At 65.4% G+C, this 16,675-nt stretch carries 17 protein-coding genes; 8 read left to right on the top strand and 9 right to left on the bottom strand.

Going from position 1 to position 16,675, the window contains the following annotated elements; all coding sequences use genetic code 11:
* The first annotated feature begins 394 nt into the window (after window positions 1-394).
* The 4 genes from PanNE5_RS13565 (at window position 395) to modC (ending at window position 4,016) form a co-directional block, all read left to right on the top strand.
* The gene (locus PanNE5_RS13565; protein WP_026131538.1) at window positions 395-1,057 is read left to right on the top strand and encodes a TetR family transcriptional regulator; all 663 of its coding nucleotides are present in this window, start codon (window positions 395-397) and stop codon (window positions 1,055-1,057) included.
* 320 nt (window positions 1,058-1,377) lie between these two features.
* Window positions 1,378-2,202 carry a molybdate ABC transporter substrate-binding protein gene (modA, locus tag PanNE5_RS13560; protein WP_261938150.1) on the top strand — a complete coding sequence of 275 codons (825 nt, stop codon included), beginning with the start codon at window positions 1,378-1,380 and terminating at the stop codon, window positions 2,200-2,202.
* 19 nt (window positions 2,203-2,221) lie between these two features.
* Window positions 2,222-2,920, top strand: coding sequence for a molybdate ABC transporter permease subunit (gene modB, locus PanNE5_RS13555; RefSeq protein ID WP_017231650.1), 699 nt, complete (start codon window positions 2,222-2,224; stop codon window positions 2,918-2,920).
* The gene (gene modC / locus PanNE5_RS13550; RefSeq protein WP_017231649.1) at window positions 2,910-4,016 is read left to right on the top strand and encodes a molybdenum ABC transporter ATP-binding protein; all 1,107 of its coding nucleotides are present in this window, start codon (window positions 2,910-2,912) and stop codon (window positions 4,014-4,016) included. The genes modB and modC overlap by 11 nt, the downstream gene beginning before the upstream one ends.
* Window positions 4,017-4,131: 115 nt before the next feature.
* Here the strand turns inward: modC and PanNE5_RS13545 are convergent, their stop codons facing one another.
* From PanNE5_RS13545 to PanNE5_RS13525, 5 genes are all read right to left on the bottom strand, one after another.
* Window positions 4,132-4,425, bottom strand: a complete 294-nt coding sequence (locus tag PanNE5_RS13545) for a hypothetical protein (protein WP_017231648.1) — start codon at window positions 4,423-4,425, stop codon at window positions 4,132-4,134.
* An 81-nt stretch (window positions 4,426-4,506) separates the two neighbouring features.
* On the bottom strand, window positions 4,507-5,325 hold the full coding sequence (locus PanNE5_RS13540) for a molybdopterin-dependent oxidoreductase (protein WP_017231647.1): 819 nt from the start codon (window positions 5,323-5,325) through the stop codon (window positions 4,507-4,509).
* 29 nt (window positions 5,326-5,354) lie between these two features.
* Window positions 5,355-5,990 (bottom strand): cytochrome b/b6 domain-containing protein, encoded by a 636-nt coding sequence (locus PanNE5_RS13535; RefSeq protein ID WP_261938149.1) that lies wholly within the window; start codon window positions 5,988-5,990, stop codon window positions 5,355-5,357.
* 109 nt (window positions 5,991-6,099) lie between these two features.
* Complete coding sequence (locus PanNE5_RS22950; RefSeq protein ID WP_315973434.1) at window positions 6,100-6,624, bottom strand: winged helix-turn-helix domain-containing protein; 525 nt, start codon at window positions 6,622-6,624, stop codon at window positions 6,100-6,102.
* A complete protein-coding gene (locus tag PanNE5_RS13525; RefSeq protein ID WP_261938148.1) occupies window positions 6,614-7,231 on the bottom strand; it encodes a CoxG family protein in 618 nt (205 codons plus the stop codon). The genes PanNE5_RS22950 and PanNE5_RS13525 overlap by 11 nt, the downstream gene beginning before the upstream one ends.
* 302 nt (window positions 7,232-7,533) lie before the next feature.
* On the opposite strand from PanNE5_RS13525, the gene PanNE5_RS13520 reads away from it, so the two are divergent.
* Window positions 7,534-8,553 (top strand): XdhC family protein, encoded by a 1,020-nt coding sequence (locus tag PanNE5_RS13520; RefSeq protein WP_150563473.1) that lies wholly within the window; start codon window positions 7,534-7,536, stop codon window positions 8,551-8,553.
* Between the two features lie 159 nt (window positions 8,554-8,712).
* Here the strand turns inward: PanNE5_RS13520 and PanNE5_RS13515 are convergent, their stop codons facing one another.
* Together PanNE5_RS13515 and PanNE5_RS13510 are read right to left on the bottom strand one after the other, a co-directional pair.
* The gene (locus PanNE5_RS13515; RefSeq protein ID WP_017231837.1) at window positions 8,713-9,156 is read right to left on the bottom strand and encodes a carboxypeptidase regulatory-like domain-containing protein; all 444 of its coding nucleotides are present in this window, start codon (window positions 9,154-9,156) and stop codon (window positions 8,713-8,715) included.
* A 128-nt stretch (window positions 9,157-9,284) separates the two neighbouring features.
* A complete protein-coding gene (locus tag PanNE5_RS13510) occupies window positions 9,285-10,820 on the bottom strand; it encodes a DegQ family serine endoprotease (RefSeq protein ID WP_261938147.1) in 1,536 nt (511 codons plus the stop codon).
* A 250-nt stretch (window positions 10,821-11,070) separates the two neighbouring features.
* Here PanNE5_RS13510 and PanNE5_RS13505 point away from each other — a divergent pair, with 250 nt between their 5' ends.
* Window positions 11,071-11,472, top strand: a complete 402-nt coding sequence (locus tag PanNE5_RS13505) for a hypothetical protein (protein WP_157211327.1) — start codon at window positions 11,071-11,073, stop codon at window positions 11,470-11,472.
* Window positions 11,473-11,502: 30 nt separating this feature from the next.
* On the opposite strand, the gene PanNE5_RS13500 is transcribed toward PanNE5_RS13505, so the two are convergent.
* The gene (locus PanNE5_RS13500; RefSeq protein WP_017231840.1) at window positions 11,503-12,912 is read right to left on the bottom strand and encodes an ATP-binding protein; all 1,410 of its coding nucleotides are present in this window, start codon (window positions 12,910-12,912) and stop codon (window positions 11,503-11,505) included.
* Window positions 12,912-13,619, bottom strand: coding sequence for a response regulator transcription factor (locus PanNE5_RS13495; protein WP_017231841.1), 708 nt, complete (start codon window positions 13,617-13,619; stop codon window positions 12,912-12,914). The genes PanNE5_RS13500 and PanNE5_RS13495 overlap by 1 nt, the downstream gene beginning before the upstream one ends.
* 394 nt (window positions 13,620-14,013) lie before the next feature.
* Between PanNE5_RS13495 and dacB the strand changes: the two genes are divergently transcribed.
* Complete coding sequence (gene dacB, locus PanNE5_RS13490) at window positions 14,014-15,531, top strand: D-alanyl-D-alanine carboxypeptidase/D-alanyl-D-alanine-endopeptidase (protein ID WP_261938146.1); 1,518 nt, start codon at window positions 14,014-14,016, stop codon at window positions 15,529-15,531.
* Window positions 15,532-15,707: 176 nt separating this feature from the next.
* Window positions 15,708-16,646, top strand: a complete 939-nt coding sequence (locus PanNE5_RS13485; protein ID WP_261938145.1) for a sterol desaturase family protein — start codon at window positions 15,708-15,710, stop codon at window positions 16,644-16,646.
* Window positions 16,647-16,675: the final 29 nt, after the last annotated feature.

The following is a 16,675-nucleotide window of genomic DNA, read 5'->3' as shown; positions in this document are numbered from 1 at the left end:
GCGCAGAGGCGGGTCGGAAGTGCCTGAGGCCCGGAATGCGGGCCCCCGGAGACAGGCCCGGAAGGCGGCCAAGAAGACGTCCCCGGCGCGGCGAACCGCGCGCGCTGGCACTCATGTGAGATCGTCGAACAGGCTCCGGGGCCCCGGCGGGTGAGCAGGCGAATCCTGCCCTAAACCGCGCGGCGCGCCCCGGTCAATTCGCTCCCTGGGATCAGTGAGGTGTTTCCCTTAGACGAAGGAGCTTAAATGTTCCCTGTGCAATAGAGCAAGCGGCTGCTATTATAGATACATTCATGAATGTATGTAAATCATATTGCGTCGCATCAATGTGCGGCGCTCGTTACGTTTCATTCCACTGCATTTCGCAAATTTCCGCCGCCCCTGTGACACGACGATGGCCCGCAGAACCAAAGAGGAAGCGATCGAGACCCGTAATCTGTTGCTAGACACCGCCGAGACGGTGTTTGCACAGAAAGGGGTATCGCGTACGTCGCTCGCCGACATCGCCGAGGCCGCCGGCCTGACCCGCGGCGCCATTTATTGGCACTTCAAGAACAAGATCGACCTGTTTAACGCCATGACGGATCGCATCCGTCTGCCGATGGAACGCATGATCGACGAGGAATGCACGGAGCCCCAGGACGGTGACCCGATGGCGCGCATGCACGAGATCTGCAAGCTCGTGCTCAGGGAGACGGCGCGTAATGAGCGCCGCCGTCGCGTGCTCGACATTCTGTTTCACAAGTGCGAATACACCAACGAGATGCTGTCGGTGCTCGAACGTCAGCGCGAAGCGTGCGCCGACGGCAAGCAGCGCATCATGCGAGATATGGAACGCGCGATCGAGCGCGGTCAACTCCCCCAGGCGCTCGACACGCGCCGCGCAGCGATCATGTTGCACGCGCTCGTGGTCGGCATGATGTCGGACTGGCTCTTCCTGCCCGACTACGACCTCGGCGTGGAGTGCGATGCCGTGGTCGACGGCTTCTTCGACATGCTGCGCACGAGCCCCGCGATGTTGCGCGCCGGCAGCGAGCCGCCGCCGAGCGCCGCCTGACGAACGTCTACGCACCTCTAGGCGCGCTTACACGCCCTTACGCTGCCTTACGCCCCCCCATACGTGCCTTTGCGCGCCTATGTGTGCCTTTTGCCCGCCCCAAAGGTCTCTCGCGCGCCCTACGAGTGTCATCTGAGCACCGTGATACGGCGTATACCTGTACAGCGTCGCAGCGTTATATATAATCCTACATAACGCGTTGCGCACCTTGCGCGACCAGTGGTCCGGCCTCGCTGCCGGACTGCATTCATGAGCCGGCTCACGGCGACATTCGCCGAATACCGAGTCAGCCGAGCCAACCTAAGCTGGAGACCACGTTCGTGAAAGCTGTCGTTACTGTCGTAATCGCTCGCCGCAAGTCCCACGCTCCGTACAAAGCCGCCACGATGTTGCACCGCGCACTGGGCGTCGCCATCGTTGGCGCAAGCCTGTTGTTTGCCGGCCACGCGGCGGCTCAGCAAGTGTATGCTGCCGCCAGTATGAAAAACGCGCTCGACGATGTCTCGGCTGCCTACACAAAGGAAACCGGCAAGACACCGGTGCTCGTCTACGGCGCCAGCTCGACGTTGGCTCGTCAAATCGAGAAAGGCGCCCCTGCCGATGTATTCATTTCGGCCGACCAGGACTGGATGGACTACGCGCAGAAGCACGATCTGATCGACACGAGCACGCGTCACGACTTGCTCGGCAACGCGCTCGTGCTGATCGCCCCGGCCGCGACCACGGGCAACGTCGATCTGACGCCGGGCGCCACCGACCTCGACACCAGGCTCGGCAGCGGCAAGCTCGCGATGGGCGACCCCGCGCACGTACCGGCGGGTCTCTATGGCAAGGCTGCACTCGAGAAGCTCGGGCTCTGGCCGAAGGTGCAAGGCAAGGTCGCGGCCGCCGACAACGTGCGTAACGCGCTGTTGCTGGTCGCACGTGGCGAAGCGCCCTACGGCATCGTCTACAAGACCGACGCCAACGCCGAGAAGCGCGTGCGCATCGCCGGCACGTTCCCGCCCGACAGCCATGCCCCGATCGTCTACCCGGTGGCGGTGACGAAGCAGGCCAACCGCGCCGACGCGGATCCGTTCTACCGATTCCTGCAAACGCCGGCCGCCCAGGCCACGTTCCAGCGCTTCGGCTTCACCCGCCCGTGAATTCGCCCGCCCATCCTTCATGAACCTCACCCCGCAAGAATGGGGCATCGTTGAACTGAGCCTGCGCGTCGGCCTGTGGGGCACGCTGTGCAGCCTGCCCCTCGCCTACGCGGCTGCCTGGCTGCTCGCACGCCGGCAGTTCCCCGGCAAAGCGCTGCTCGATGCCCTGCTGCATTTGCCGCTCGTGCTGCCGCCGGTGGTCGTCGGCTTCGCGCTGCTCGTGCTGTTCGGCACACAGGGCGCCATCGGCAAGCTGCTGCACGAATGGTTTCATTTCACCTTCGCGTTTCGCTGGACAGGCGCGGCGCTGGCCGCGGGCGTGATGGGATTCCCGCTGCTCGTGCGCGCCATCCGACAAGCGCTCGACGCGGCCGACACAAAACTCGAACAGGCAGCACAGACGCTTGGCGCAGGCCCCTGGCTCACCTTTCTGACGGTGACCTTGCCGCTCACCGCGACCGGCGCATTGCACGGCTTCGTGCTCGCGTTCGCGCGCGCACTGGGCGAGTTCGGCGCAACGATCACGTTCGTCTCGAACATTCCCGGACAAACGCAGACGCTGCCGCTGGCGATCTACACGGCCACGCAGGTGCCCGACGGCGACGCCATGGTCTGGCGCCTGTGCGCTATCTCGGTCGTGCTGGCGGTCGCCACACTGATCGGCTCCGAGGTGCTGATCCGCTTCGGCCACCGCAAGGCGCTCGGTCATGACGGTTGAAGTGCGACTCCAGCATCGCTTCGGCGATTTCTCGCTCGATGCCGAGTTCGCCGCGGGCATGGGCGTGACGGCGCTGTTCGGGCCATCGGGCAGCGGCAAGAGCACGGTCGTCAATGCCGTGTCCGGCCTGCTCAAGCCCGATGCCGGTCGCATCGTCGTCGGCAACGACATCTTGTTCGACAGCAGCGCAGACGTCGCGCTGCCGACATGGCGCCGGCGCATCGGCTACGTGTTTCAGGACGCGCGCCTGTTGCCGCATCTGACCGTGCGTCAGAATCTGCTGTTCGGCCGCTGGATGCGACGCCGCGATATCGCCGCCGCCGGTACCGGTGCGATTGCGCTTGCACACGTGGTCGACGTGCTGAATCTGGGGCACTTGCTGGGCCGTCGCCCGGGCGCGCTCTCCGGTGGCGAGAAGCAGCGTGTGGGGATTGGCCGTGCGCTGTTGTCGTGCCCGCGCCTGCTGCTCATGGATGAGCCACTCGCCTCGCTCGACCACGCGCGGCGTCTCGAAGTGCTCGACTACCTCAATCGCATCCGTCACGAGTTGGCGCTGCCGGTGCTCTACGTCACGCATTCGCTCGACGAAGTGATGCGACTGGCCGATCAGGTCGTGTTGTTCAAGGACGGCCGCACGATCTCTCAAGGGGCGCCGGCCGACGTGCTCAATCTGCATCGCGACGCGCTCGACAGCACCGCGGAGTCCCCGGGTACCGTGCTGGAGACACGCATCGTCGCGCATGATGCCCGCTACGGCCTGACCGAGCTGGCCGTGAACGGCAGCGACACGGTTCGGCTGCGTGTTCCGCGCGCCAGCGGCGAGGCGGGCGACGCCTGCCGGATTCTCGTGCGCGAGCGCGACGTCGCCATCGCCACGTCGCCGCCGCTCGACATCAGCGTGCTGAACGTGCTGGCCGCACGCGTGGCGACGCTGCGCGACCTGGGCGATTCGGTGGAAGTCGGCGCCACACTGCTCGGCGACAAGGCCGGGACCGTGCTGCGCGCCCGCATCACACGCTTCTCTGCCGACCAATTGCATCTGGCGCCGGGCCGCGAGGTGTACCTGCTCATCAAATCAGTCGCCCTGACGCGCTGATGCACCCAAGCTTGGGGCAATGACGCGACGCAATCGTCGCCCCAAAACGACGCAAGGCGTCGCCACGTACATTCGGGGCGACGCCTTGTCGGCTTGTCGTGCTACGCCAGTTGGCTTACTGGGTCTTGCCCATCGCGTCGCCTTTTTCCTTCTTCCCCATGGCATCGGATTTGCTCATCGCACCGCCCTTCGACATGGCGTCGTGCTTGCCCATTGCGTCGCCCTTGGACATCTTCCCGCTCTTGTCCATGTCCTTGCTCATGGCGTCGCCTTTGCTCATCGCATCGCCTTTGCTCATCGCGCCGCCCTTGGACATCGCATCGCCTTTGCTCATCGCGTCCTGCGCGAACGCGGCGCCGGTGCCGAGTGCCAATCCCATCGTCATGACCGCCAGATATCGCATTTTCATTGCCGTAGTCCTCAAAGAGTGAGTGAGCCTTGCCGGAGCGTCACGCAAATGCCCCGTCAATCATGCAGTCGAGCGGTTGCGTCAACTGCCGCCGAACCAGTTGTAGCCCTGGTCCTCCCAATACCCGCCCGGATACGTGTTGGTCACGAAAATCGCGCGGATATGCTTGGGATTCTTGTAGCCGAGCTTCGTGGGAATCCGCAGCTTCATCGGAAAGCCGTATTCCCTGGGTAGCGTCTGGCCGTCATAGGTCAGCGCGAGCAGCGTCTGCGGATGCAGCGCCGTCGGCATATCGATGCTCGTGTAGTAGTCGTCGGCGCATTTGAAGCCGACGTAGCGTGCCGTGGTGTCCGCACCGATACGACGCAGAAAGTCGGCGAACGTCACCCCGCCCCAGCGGCCAATGGCGCTCCAGCCCTCCACGCACACGTGACGCGTGATTTGTTCGGCCGCGCGCGGGGCGGCGAAACGGCGCAAGGCGTCAAGCGGCCAAGGGGCCTTGTCCGCGATGAGACCGGACAACTCCAGTTGGTAATCGCTTTCCTCGACGACGGGCGCTTCGTCCATCGAATAGAACGCGTTGAATGGGAACGGTCGCGTGATGCGCGACGCCGGGAACGTTGGCGCCAATACATTCTGACGAAACAAGGCGGCCTGCACACGATCGTTCCATCGCGAGATCGTGTCGAGCGCCGACGAGACACCCGCGTTGTCGTCCAGCGAACAGCCCGAGAGCAGCGCCACGCCACCGAGCGACAGCGTACGCGTCAGAAACGCGCGGCGCGAGGGCTCGGCCACGCGGCGCGTCATCAACGCACGCGCCTCATGGAGAATCGCTTCGCCGTCGCGCACGACCGGTGCGTCGGCAGGCAGGTGGCTGGGCTTTCGATCGAGGGTCATGGCAGCTCCGTGTCTTGTCGTCGGCGAACTCAGCGTCCGGTAATCATCGTGCGCAACGTGCGCGGCACCAGCGCGACCATCACGACATGAATCGCGACGAATGCCACCAGGCCCGTCATCGCGAGAAAATGCACCCAGCGCGCCCCCTGGAATCCGCCAAACAGCGCGCAGAGCCAGCCAAGCTGCACAGGCTTCCAGATCGCGAGTCCCGACGCCACGAGCAACACGAGGTCGAGCACCGCGAACAGATACGCGATACGTTGAACCTGGTTGTACTGATGGGGATCGTCGTGGGCGAGTCGGCCACGCAGTGCGGCGAACGCGTCGCGCACCACACCGCGCAACGTCAACGGAAAGAAGCGACGCGACAGGCGTCCGCTCGACACATTGAAGAGCAGATAGACGAGCCCGTTGGCCGCCAGCAGCCACATCGCGGCAAAATGCCACCGCAGCGCACCGCCCAGCCAGCCGCCCAGCGTGAGTTCGTTGGGAAAACGAAAGCCGAAGATCGGCGACGCGTTGTAGATCCGCCAGCCGCTCGTGACCATCGCGAGGACGGCCAACGCATTCAGCCAATGGGTGACGCGCAGCCAACCCGGCTGGACCGGACCGGTTCGCACGGGGGGCAGTGCGGCGGGCGGCACGGATTTCGTCAAGGGTGACATGGAGACCTCCATCGCTGGGTTTGCGTCGATGGAGCCAGTGTCACTTCAAGACGGTGACGAAGTCCTCACGGAGAAATAACGTTTTCGTGATACTCGGCGAGTCCGGGCATCAAGGGCGATGCGACGGTACCGATTCGGTCTCTGGGTCATCCGCCGTGCCGCTTCTGAGATACGCGTCGAACGTCGGCACGTGGGCGTCGAGCAGCAGACGGATCTCATTGATGAGCGTGTCGTAGTGCGCCGCGAGGTTCTGCGCGAACGGCGTGAGCTGCGCGCCGCCCCCGGCCACACCGCCAATATGTCGGGTGACGAGAGGCTCCCGGAATTCGTGATTCATCGCTTCGACGAGCAGCCACGCACGCCGGTACGACATGCCCATGCGGCGTGCGGCGGCGGAAATCGACCCCGTCGCTTCGATGGCCCGCAGCAACGCCAGGCGCCCGGGCCCGAACACTGGCGTATCGCCATCACGCACGCGCACGCGCACGTCGTAGCCCGCCTCGCCGGCCGGCGCCGGCACTTTCCCCACGGCTTCCAGTGCCTCCAGCGCCGCAGCCGTCGCCCGCCGCCTGCGCGCGGGCGAGCCCCCGGCGGGCGCGACATCCACTTTGCCTCGACGACGCTCAACTGGCATGGCCGCCCCACAGGAAGACGACGATCAGAATGAGCGCCGCCACGGCCCACGGCCACCAGCGTGCCAGCCTGCCGCGCGTGGCCAGCATATCGCGCAGCGCGGCATCGGTGGCGAGTGCGGCGGCCACTTCGCCGTCGGCGGCAGTCGGGGGATACGTTGCGGCATGCGGGGCAATGGCCGCCGTCAGCCGCGCGAGGCATTCGTCAACGAGCTTGCGGGCGGCCACCTGCGCCTGGGGCGTGTCCAGATGCGCTGACTCGGCGCCCAGGTGCGTCGTGAGGTCATACGTCAGTAATGTGTGCATCGGTCCTTGCGCTTGCAACGTGATGGTCGCCTTGCCTCGTGTGTGTCCGGCAGCCGAGCCCAGAGCGTCGACATTCAATGTGTAGGATGTCGGCGCCGTGACGTCCGTCACCGTGATCCTGCCCGACCAACGACCGCCCAACGGACCCGACGCGACGCTCACGACGATCGTCCACGTCGTGTCGTCGAGCCGCTCGATCGACTCGCAGCCTGGGATGCACCCTTGCAGGATGCCCGGGTCGTTCAGCGCGATCCACGCGAGGTCTCGCGCCACCGGCAATTGCCGTCTGTCATGTAGCTCCATTGCCCCCTCCCCAAACGTGATGCGGTCGCTCGTCGGTCACGCGACGTCATCTCGACCTGCGAACTATTGTGACACGAGTTCCCCGCGCCAGATCACCGCCGCGACCGCTCGCCCGCAGTCCGCAGCGCACTGCAGAAGGCTTCGCAAGGTCACGGAAAGGGACGGCAAAGCGCAATATCCCGTGGGATACAGCGCAAGCCAAGGCGCGCTATACTCGGCGCATCACATCGAGCGGTGACATGACGGCGGCCCATGCCTTGGCCGATGCGCTACCGCTCGCGTATTGACCAAGGAACCGTGGGATGGACAGTGTCGATCTGGAAGTGCTGAAGTCCGCCGTACAGTGGACCCGAGCGGGCTTTTTCGTCACGCTGGGCACGGTGGTTCGCACGTGGGGCTCCGCCCCGCGTCCGGTGGGCTCGATGCTCGCGATTCGGGAGGATGGCCATTTGGTCGGCTCCGTGTCGGGCGGTTGCGTCGAGGACGACCTGATCGCCCGGCTGCGCGATGGCGACTGGCCTCAGGATCGCCCGCAACTCACCAGCTACGGCGTGACGGCCGAGGAAGCGCATCGCTTCGGACTGCCCTGCGGCGGCACCTTGCAACTGGTGCTGGAGCCGGTGCGCGACGCCTCGCGCATTCCGGAACTGCTCGACGCCATCTCGCGATTCCGCCTCGTCGTGCGCGAACTCGACATGACCTCCGGTGCGGTGCGCATCGCCCCCGGGCACCATACCCCGCCGCTCGAATTCGACGGCGTGCGCCTCATCACCTCGCACGGCCCGCGCCATCGGCTCGTGGTGATCGGTGCCGGGCAACTCTCGAAGTACGTTGCGAGCATGGCGTGCGCACTCGACTATCACGTGATCGTTTGCGACCCGCGCAGCGAATACGCAGACGAATGGCACGTGGCCGGCACCGAACTTTCTCGCGAGATGCCGGACGACCTCATCGTGCAGCGTCAACTCGACTCGCACAGCGCTGTTCTTACGCTCACGCACGACCCGAAGCTCGACGACATGGCGTTGCTCGAAGCGCTCAAGTCGCCGGCGTTCTACATCGGCGCCATCGGCTCGCGGGTGAACAACGCGCGACGCCGCGAACGGCTGTCGCTGTTCGATCTGAGTTCGGCGGAAATCGAACGGTTGCACGGGCCGGTCGGCATGCATCTGGGTGCGCGCACCCCGGCAGAGATCGCCGTGGCCATTCTCGCCGAGATGACAGCGATCAAAAACGGCATCGCCGTCAAACAAACGTTCGCCGTGCGCGCGACCGACGAGCCCATCGTCGACAACGCCTCGGTGTGCCGCGGCATGGTTTGACCGTCGACGCGTGCCCCGCGCTGACCGCCCGCCTCCACTCTCCATTGAACAAAAAAACGCCGCCTTTCGGCGGCGCAACTCGCTCACTCGTTGCTACGGAGTACTACCTGGGTTACCTCGTCTTCCGTGACGCTTTACCCGACACGACCGATCGGCACATCAGTCATGCGGCCACAGAAACGTTACCGCTGCATGCCCCTTCGCGGGCACCTTCACATTCTTAGTCATCGGCTTGCCGTCGTACGTCGCCTTCACGGTGTAACTGCCTTGCGGCAGCTTCACCAGCATGAACGGCCCTTTCGCGCGTGCATCGAGTACCGTCTTGCTACCGCGCATGATCTGCACCTGGGCGTCGGCGATGTACTCGTTCGCGCCGTCGCCGCGAGCCGCCATCTCGATGGACAGCGGCCAGTGAGACGCTTCGCGCTTGAAGGCCCCCGATTGATCGCTGTCGATACCGCCCGAGACGTAGGTCACGTCGCCCTGCTGCATCGACGGCGGCAGCATGCCGCCCTGCGCATGCGCCACCGATATGCCAAGCCCTCCGACCAATGCTGCGGCCGTCGCGGCTGCCATCGACCAGCGTTGCCATTGTTGCCCCATGTTCGACCTCCCGTTCATGACATCACGATGCAGGATCGCACCGGTGGCGCGGCAGCCGTGAAGCCATCGCTGCCGAGCACCGGCACACAAGGTAGTGCGTGGCATCCCGCGAGTGCCTCGCCCGGCGCTTAGCCGAGATCGACCGGGATGAAAATCTGTTGCCCGTCGCGTTGTACGAGCAACGCGACATTATTGCCCGCTTTCTTGAGCTTATCGCTCAGTTGCGACGCACTCGTCACCGGCGTGCCGTTGAGCGACAGGATGATGTCGCCCGCCTGCACGCCCGCCTGCTCGGCCGGTCCGCCGACACGGGCCACCAGCAAACCGTGCGTCACCTGTGCCGCGCGCTTCTCGTCCGGCGAGAGGTCGCGTACCGCAAGTCCCAGCCGGCCATGCGTGGCCGAGTCGTCCGTGCTCGCGACGTCCTTCTTCTCGTTCAGCGCCGCCACCGTCACGCTTACGTCCTGCTTCGCACCATTGCGCCAGACGGTCAGCGTCGCCTTCTCGCCCGGACGCATATCGGCGATCTTCTCCGGCAACTGCACCGAGTCCTCGATGGTCGTGCCGTTGACCGCCAGAATCACGTCGCCCGGCTTCAGGTCCGACTTCGCGGCCGGACCATTCTTGTCGATGGACGACACCAGCGCCCCCTCGGGCTTGGGCAAGCCGAACGACTTCGCCAGCGACTGGTTCACTTCCTGAATCGTTACGCCGATGCGGCCACGGCTCACCTTGCCAAACTGCTGGAGCTGCGCCTTGACCTTCATCGCCATGTCGATCGGAATCGCAAACGACAGCCCCTGGAAGCCGCCGGTACGCGAATAGATCATCGAGTTGATGCCAATGACTTCGCCGTTCAGGTTGAACAGCGGTCCGCCCGAGTTGCCCGGGTTGACCGGCACGTCCGTCTGAATGAACGGCGTGTAGTTCTCATCCGGCAACGCACGCGCCTTTGCCGACACGATGCCCGCCGTCACGGTGTTGTCGAAGCCGTACGGCGACCCGATGGCCACCACCCACTCACCGGCTTTCGATTTCGACGGATCGCCGATTTTCACCGTCGGCAGATTCGTGGCGGCAATCTTGAGCAAAGCCACGTCGCTCGCCTTGTCGCTGCCCACGACCTTCGCCTTGAATTCACGCTTGTCGGTGAGCTTCACCGTGACCTGACTCGCATCGTCCACGACGTGCGCGTTGGTCAGGATGTAGCCGTCCGCGCTCACGATGAAGCCCGAACCGAGACTGCGCGTCGGTGCGCTGCCACCATCGCCACTGCCGTCGCCACCGTCGTTGCCCGGCGCGCCGTAAAAGTGACGGAAGAACTGGAACAGCGGATCGTTCTGATCCATGCCCGGCGGCATCGGCATCGCCGTGGCGCCGCCCCCCGCCGAAGGTTTCCCATCGTGCGTCACACTAATGTTGACTACGGCCGGTCCGTATTGTTCCGCCAGTTGCGAGAAGTCCGGCACGAGCATGCGTGGCGCGGTATTCGGGATGTTCGGTGCATTGGCGGCTGGCGTCGCCGGGTTGGCCGCATTGGCGTCGGCGACCATCGCCGAGGCAAGCGGCGCCTGCCAGTGCTGACGTCCGGCAACATAGCCGCCCGTCAACGCGACGAGCACAGCGCTGGCAACCAGCGTACGAGTGAGCTTCGAGGTCCGCATGAGTCTCTCCTGACTGACACCACGTTTGACATGACTGTGATGGTAGAGAGGCTCCCTTAAGGCAACCTTAAGACGATCTGAAAAGTGACCCATCGGCTGCCAACGGGCATTGCACTGAGTGCTATGCGTTACGGCAGCAAGCGTTTGGAGGGACAACTCGCGTGGTTCGCCTTGCGCATGATGCGTTCCGCTGACTACGGTGGCGAAGTGGCGCGATCCCGCGCCGCGAGTCTTCGACTACAGGAGAATCATGATGTCTACGATCGACACGCCGCTTGATCGCCGGTCCGTACATGGCCGCGCCGCTCGCTGGATGGGATGCGCCGGAGCTACGTTGTGCCTCGCCTTCGCGGCATCGGTGCACGCCGCGCCCGGCGGCCATGGCGATGGGATGGGAACACAAGGCCCGGCCGATTCCATGCCGAACGCGATGCCGCTGCCGAGCCAAAACAGTGCCTGCACACCGGACGCGCCAGCCGATCAGGCCATCGTCGGCAAGTCGCTCAGCGAAGCCAAATCGATGCTACAGGGTTGCCCGTGGCGCATCGGCACGCAGGATGGCAGAGCCATGCCGACGACGCGCGACTACCGCCCGGATCGCCGCACGCTCACGATCGACAATGACAAGGTCACGAGCGTGACACGGGGGTGAGGGCCAGAGACATCGCGTGCGACGGACGTATCAAAGCGCAGGCGGCGGCGCCGATGTCGCGCCGCCGAAGCTCACGCGAACGCGAAGCCCCTGGCCGTTGGCGGCATCGAACAACTCGACGCGCGCGCCATGCGCCTGCGCGATGTTGCGCACAATCGCCAGCCCCAAGCCGCTGCCCTGCGCACGCGGGGTATCGGCATCGTCTTGCGTCGCGTCGCTCGCCGGCGTCGAATGGGCGGGCGCGGCCCCCTCCACCGATGCCGCACCGCCGCGGAAGAACCGGTCGAACACGCGCTCGCGCTCGGTGGGCGCAATGCCCGGCCCAGTGTCTTCGATTTCCACGACCGGTGCCGGCGTTGCCGCCACCAGCCGCACGTCGACATGACCGCCGCGCGGCGTGTATTTCAGCGCGTTGTCGACCAGATTGCCGAAGAGCGTGTGCAATGCGTTCGCATCGCCGTGCACGCGACTGACGGCCGCCAGTGCGTCGGGAGCGTCCAGCCCGAGATCGATCCCTCGCGCCACCGCCAATGCCGCATGATGTGCCACCACCTCACTCAGCAACGGAGCCAGCGGCACCTCGACGAATGCCGCGGCCGCACGCGCGGCGTCCGGCTCCTGTCGCGCGAGCGTGAGCAATTGGGCCACCATGTGCGAAGCGCGTCGCACGCCGTCGCGCAGATCCCGCATCGCCTCGGCCCGCTCCGCGTCGGTGTGGGCACGGTCAAGCAGTTGAACTTGCAGTTGCAGCGCGGCGAGCGGCGTGCGCAATTCGTGCGCGGCGTCGGCCACGAAGGCCTTTTGCTGTGCGAGCGACGCGCCGAGTCTGCCGAGCAGACTATTGAGCGCGCGCACGAGCGGACGCACCTCGTCGGGCAAGCCGACCTCGGGCAAGGCATCCAACGCCCCCGGCGCACGCGTGTCGAGCGCCTTCGTCACGCGACGCAGCGGCTGCAAGCCGCGCCCCACCACGATCCAGACGAGCAAGGCGAGCACCGGCATCGCAACCACCAGCGGCAACAGCGTGCGCACCGCCATCGAGACCGCGAGCGAATCGCGAATGACCATCGGCTGCGCGAGCTGCACAACGTTGTCGCCCACGAGCGCCGCATAGACGCGCCAGTCGCCTTCGGGCGTCTGCACGGTCGTGAAACCGAGTTCCGCGCGCGGCGGCAACGGCGTGCTCGGGTGCGAGTAGTACAACTCCACGCCATTGCGGCTCCAAATCTGGATGACGAGTCCGCCTGACTCGTTGTGTGCGCCCGGCACGCTCGAGAACGGCTCGGCCGGCAGCGACAGGGCCATTTGCTGCAACTGGAAATCGAACAGCGCGTTGGCCTCCGTGCGCGACTGGCGGAAGATGGCGATGCCCGCGAGCAGCAGCGCCACCGCGAGCGTGATCAGCAATCCGAAAAGGAGACGACGGCGAATCGAGCGCATCAGTTCGCCTCCGGTGCCGTCATGCCGGCGGCAGGCGGCGTCTCACCGGTTTGCGCGGGCATCATGTAACCGACGCCACGCACCGTACGAATGGCGTCCGCGCCCAGCTTCTTGCGCAGCCCGTGGATGTGAACTTCCACCGCGTTGCTCGCCACTTCTTCTCCCCAGCCATAAATGCGCTCTTCCAGTTGCGCCTTCGACAGCACCGCGCCCGGCCGATTGAGCAACGCTTCGAGCACGGCATACTCTCGTGCGGAGAGCCCCACCGGCGCGCCGCCGCACGTGACCTGACGCGTCGCGGGGTCGAGCACGATACCGCCATGACGCAGCAACGGCTCGCTGCGCCCCGCCTGACGTCGCACCAGCGCACGCAACCGCGCCGCCAGCTCGTCGAGATCGAACGGCTTGACAAGGTAATCGTCGGCGCCGGCGTCGAGTCCTTTCACTCGGTCGGCCACCGCATCGCGCGCCGTGGCGATGAGCACCGGCAACGTCTGGCCGCGCGCGCGCAACGTGCGCAGCACGTCGATACCGTCGCGGCGAGGCAAGCCCAGGTCGAGCAGCAGCGCGTCGTACGACTCGAGCGAGAGCACGTCGAGCGCACGCTGACCGTCGCCGACATGATCGACGGTCCAGCCGTCCTGGCGCAGTCCTTTCATGACGGCCGTAGCAATCATCGCATCGTCTTCCACCAACAAAATTCGCATGGCTTGAGCACCGGTTGAGATTCTCTCCGGGCGTGTCACTGGCGGCCGACGCAACGTTGTTTGCGCTTGCTTGATGTTGCCTTGACGTGACACTCGCCGGAATTCGACCCATTGTAGCGACAGTTCGTTGCATGACCGCCTTACAATGGCACGCATGGGCCGCGCATGGCAGACGCACGTCGCGGCCCCGCAACCCGCTTATCGCTTCGCCGCCGCGTCCGCATCGCCTTGCCTGTGCCCGTCGTGCATTCAGGCCGTACGGTTTCGCTGCGCGCAACACTGGAGACCCTCGCCCGTCATGCGCGTTCCTCGCCTGCTTCGCAGCGCCTCTCGCTCCCCCGACCTTTCGGGCTCACTGCGCAGCCCCCTTCACTCGCCGCCATCGGGCCGCGTCATGAGCAACGTCGCTCGCGCGTGTTGCGCGGCGCTGGCACTCGCGATGGTCGTGAGCAGCCCGGTCGAGGCGAAGCCGCTCAAGCACGCGAAGATGCCCAGGGTACCGGCAAGCGCCGCGCGCGCCACGCCGCTGCCGCCCGAATTGGCGCGCGCGCTCGCAGCCAGCAAGGTCCCCGCCGCCCATGTGAGCGTGATCGTCGCGAAGGTCGACAACCCGCTGCAAACGCGGGGCCGCATCGGGCCGCCGCTGCTTGCCGTCAATGCCAACGTGCCGCGCAACCCGGCCTCGACGATGAAGCTCGTCACGACGATTGCGGCGCTCGACACGCTCGGCCCCGACTATCGCTGGCGCACGCAAGCCTTCACCGACGGCACATCCGACGGCCGCACGCTCAACGGCAATCTGTATTTCAAGGGCTCGGGCGACCCGAAGCTCGTGCCCGAGGAGATGGAGAAGTTCGTCGCCGAGTTGCACCACGCCGGGGTGACGAACATCAACGGCGACATCGTGCTCGACCGCTCCGCCTACAGCGCAGACATCGGCGACACCGGTGCCATCGATGGCGGTGACGACCGGCCGTACAACGTCGCACCGGATCCCCTGCTGTACTCGTTCAAGGCGGTTTCGTTCAGCTTCACCGGCAATCCGAACGGCACCGTCGAGGTCGGCGTGCTGCCGCCGCTGGCGAACCTGCAAGTGGCAAACAACCTGTCGTCGACCGGCTCCGGCCACTGCGGCGACTGGCTCGCCCGCATTCACCCCACGCTGAACGCGATGGCCGACGGCAGTTACGTCGCGCACTTCTCGGGCACGTATCCGGCCTCGTGCGAGGACAAGGGCTGGAACGTGGCCGCCCCCGATCGCGATCAATTCTTCCTGGGAGGCTTCCGCGCGCTGTGGCAAGCCTCGGGCGGACAGTTCAACGGCAATGTGCGTACGGGCGTCGTGCCGCCGGGCGCTCACCTGCTCGTCACGCATCGCGGCCAAACGCTCGCCGAAGTCGTGCACGACATGAACAAGTTCAGCAATAACGTGATGGCCCGGCAACTGTTTCTGACGCTGGGTCTCGCCGCCGACAACAACCGCACGCCGGCCAGCCTGACGCGCTCGCGCGACGTATTGAACCGCTGGCTCGACAAAAATGATCTCGCCATGCCGGGGCTCGTGGTGGAGAACGGCTCGGGTCTGTCGCGCATCGAACGTATCAGCGCGACCGAGTTGGCCAGTCTGCTGCAACACGGCATCAACAGTCCGACCGCCCAGGTGCTCATCGAATCGATGCCGACGGTCGGCGTCGACGGCACCATGCGCAATCGGCTGATGAATCGCGACGTCGCCGGCAACGCGCACATCAAGACCGGCACGCTCGACGATGTGGGGGCCGTGGCCGGCTATGTCGGCTCGCGCTCCGGCAACATCTACGTGGTGGTCTCGCTCGTGAACGATCCGCGGGCGAGCCAGGCCCGCGGGTTCAACGACGCGCTCATTTCGTGGGTGTATGAGAACGCGCCTTGATGGGGAAGCGGCGCACCGTCTGAAAAGGCGACTCGCCTGAGCACATTTGACGTTTCCCTCTAACCGCCGCGCTGTCGCGTGCCATTCGCGTCAGAATAGACGTTCCATCGGTGCCACCGTCGCCAAGACGCCGGGGCACCGGTTCCGATGACCCCATCGTGAGGAGACGCGAGGTCATGAACGTCGAGTTGATCCTGCTGGCGCTCGCGCCGGTGTTCGTGCTGTGCATCGGCATCGAAGCCTGGTACTGGCGGCGCCGCCGCCCCGGCATGTACAGCCTGAAGGACACGGTCAGCAACGCCACGCTCGCGCTCATGCACCAGGGCGCGGACAAACTGGCCTGGCTGCTCATCGTGCCGTTTTACGCGTGGCTCTACGACCATCACCGCCTCTATACGATGCCGGGCGGATGGCTCGGCTTCGCGCTGCTCTTCGTCGTGCAGGACTTTCTCTACTACGTGTTTCATCGCGCCAGTCACCGAATCCGCTGGCTGTGGGCGGCACATGTCGTGCACCACTCGTCGGAGCGGCTCAACCTGTCGACGGCCTTTCGGCAAAGCCTGATGTATCCGGTCGCGGGCATGTGGCTGTTCTGGACGCCGATGGCGCTTATCGGCTTCACACCGATACAGATCGTCGGCGTGGTCCTGCTCAACCTCGCGTTCCAGTTCTTCGTACACACCCAGGCGATTCCGAAACTGGGCTGGCTGGAATACGTGCTGAATACGCCGTCGATTCACCGTGCCCATCACGCGCGCAATCCGCGCTATATCGATCGCAACTATGCCGGGGTACTGGTCGTCTGGGATCGGATATTCGGGTCTTACGTGGAAGAAAGCGAGGCCGAGCCGTGCGAATTCGGCATCGTCGATCCGATCCGCACGCACAATCCGATCACGCTGACATTTCACGAATGGCAGGCGATGGCGCGCGACGCGCTCACGATGCCGGGTTGGCGCAACAAGGCAATGGCGCTGTTCGGGCCGCCCGAGTGGCGACGCGCGTGGCAGGCGGCACAAGTCGCGGCAGGACAGACGGTCACGCCATCGGCCGGCGGATTATCGGGAAATATGGGAAATGTTGGGGACGTTGGGGCGTCGCGCCACACGCCTTGATCGTTGACGAGGCGCGATCGCCTCGCCAG

The sequence above is a fragment of the Pandoraea sp. NE5 genome, from assembly GCF_024363545.1.
GTDB lineage: Bacteria > Pseudomonadota > Gammaproteobacteria > Burkholderiales > Burkholderiaceae > Pandoraea > Pandoraea cepalis.
The sequence above is the reverse complement of the archived record's forward strand: the minus strand, read 5'-3'. Positions and strand labels throughout refer to the sequence as shown.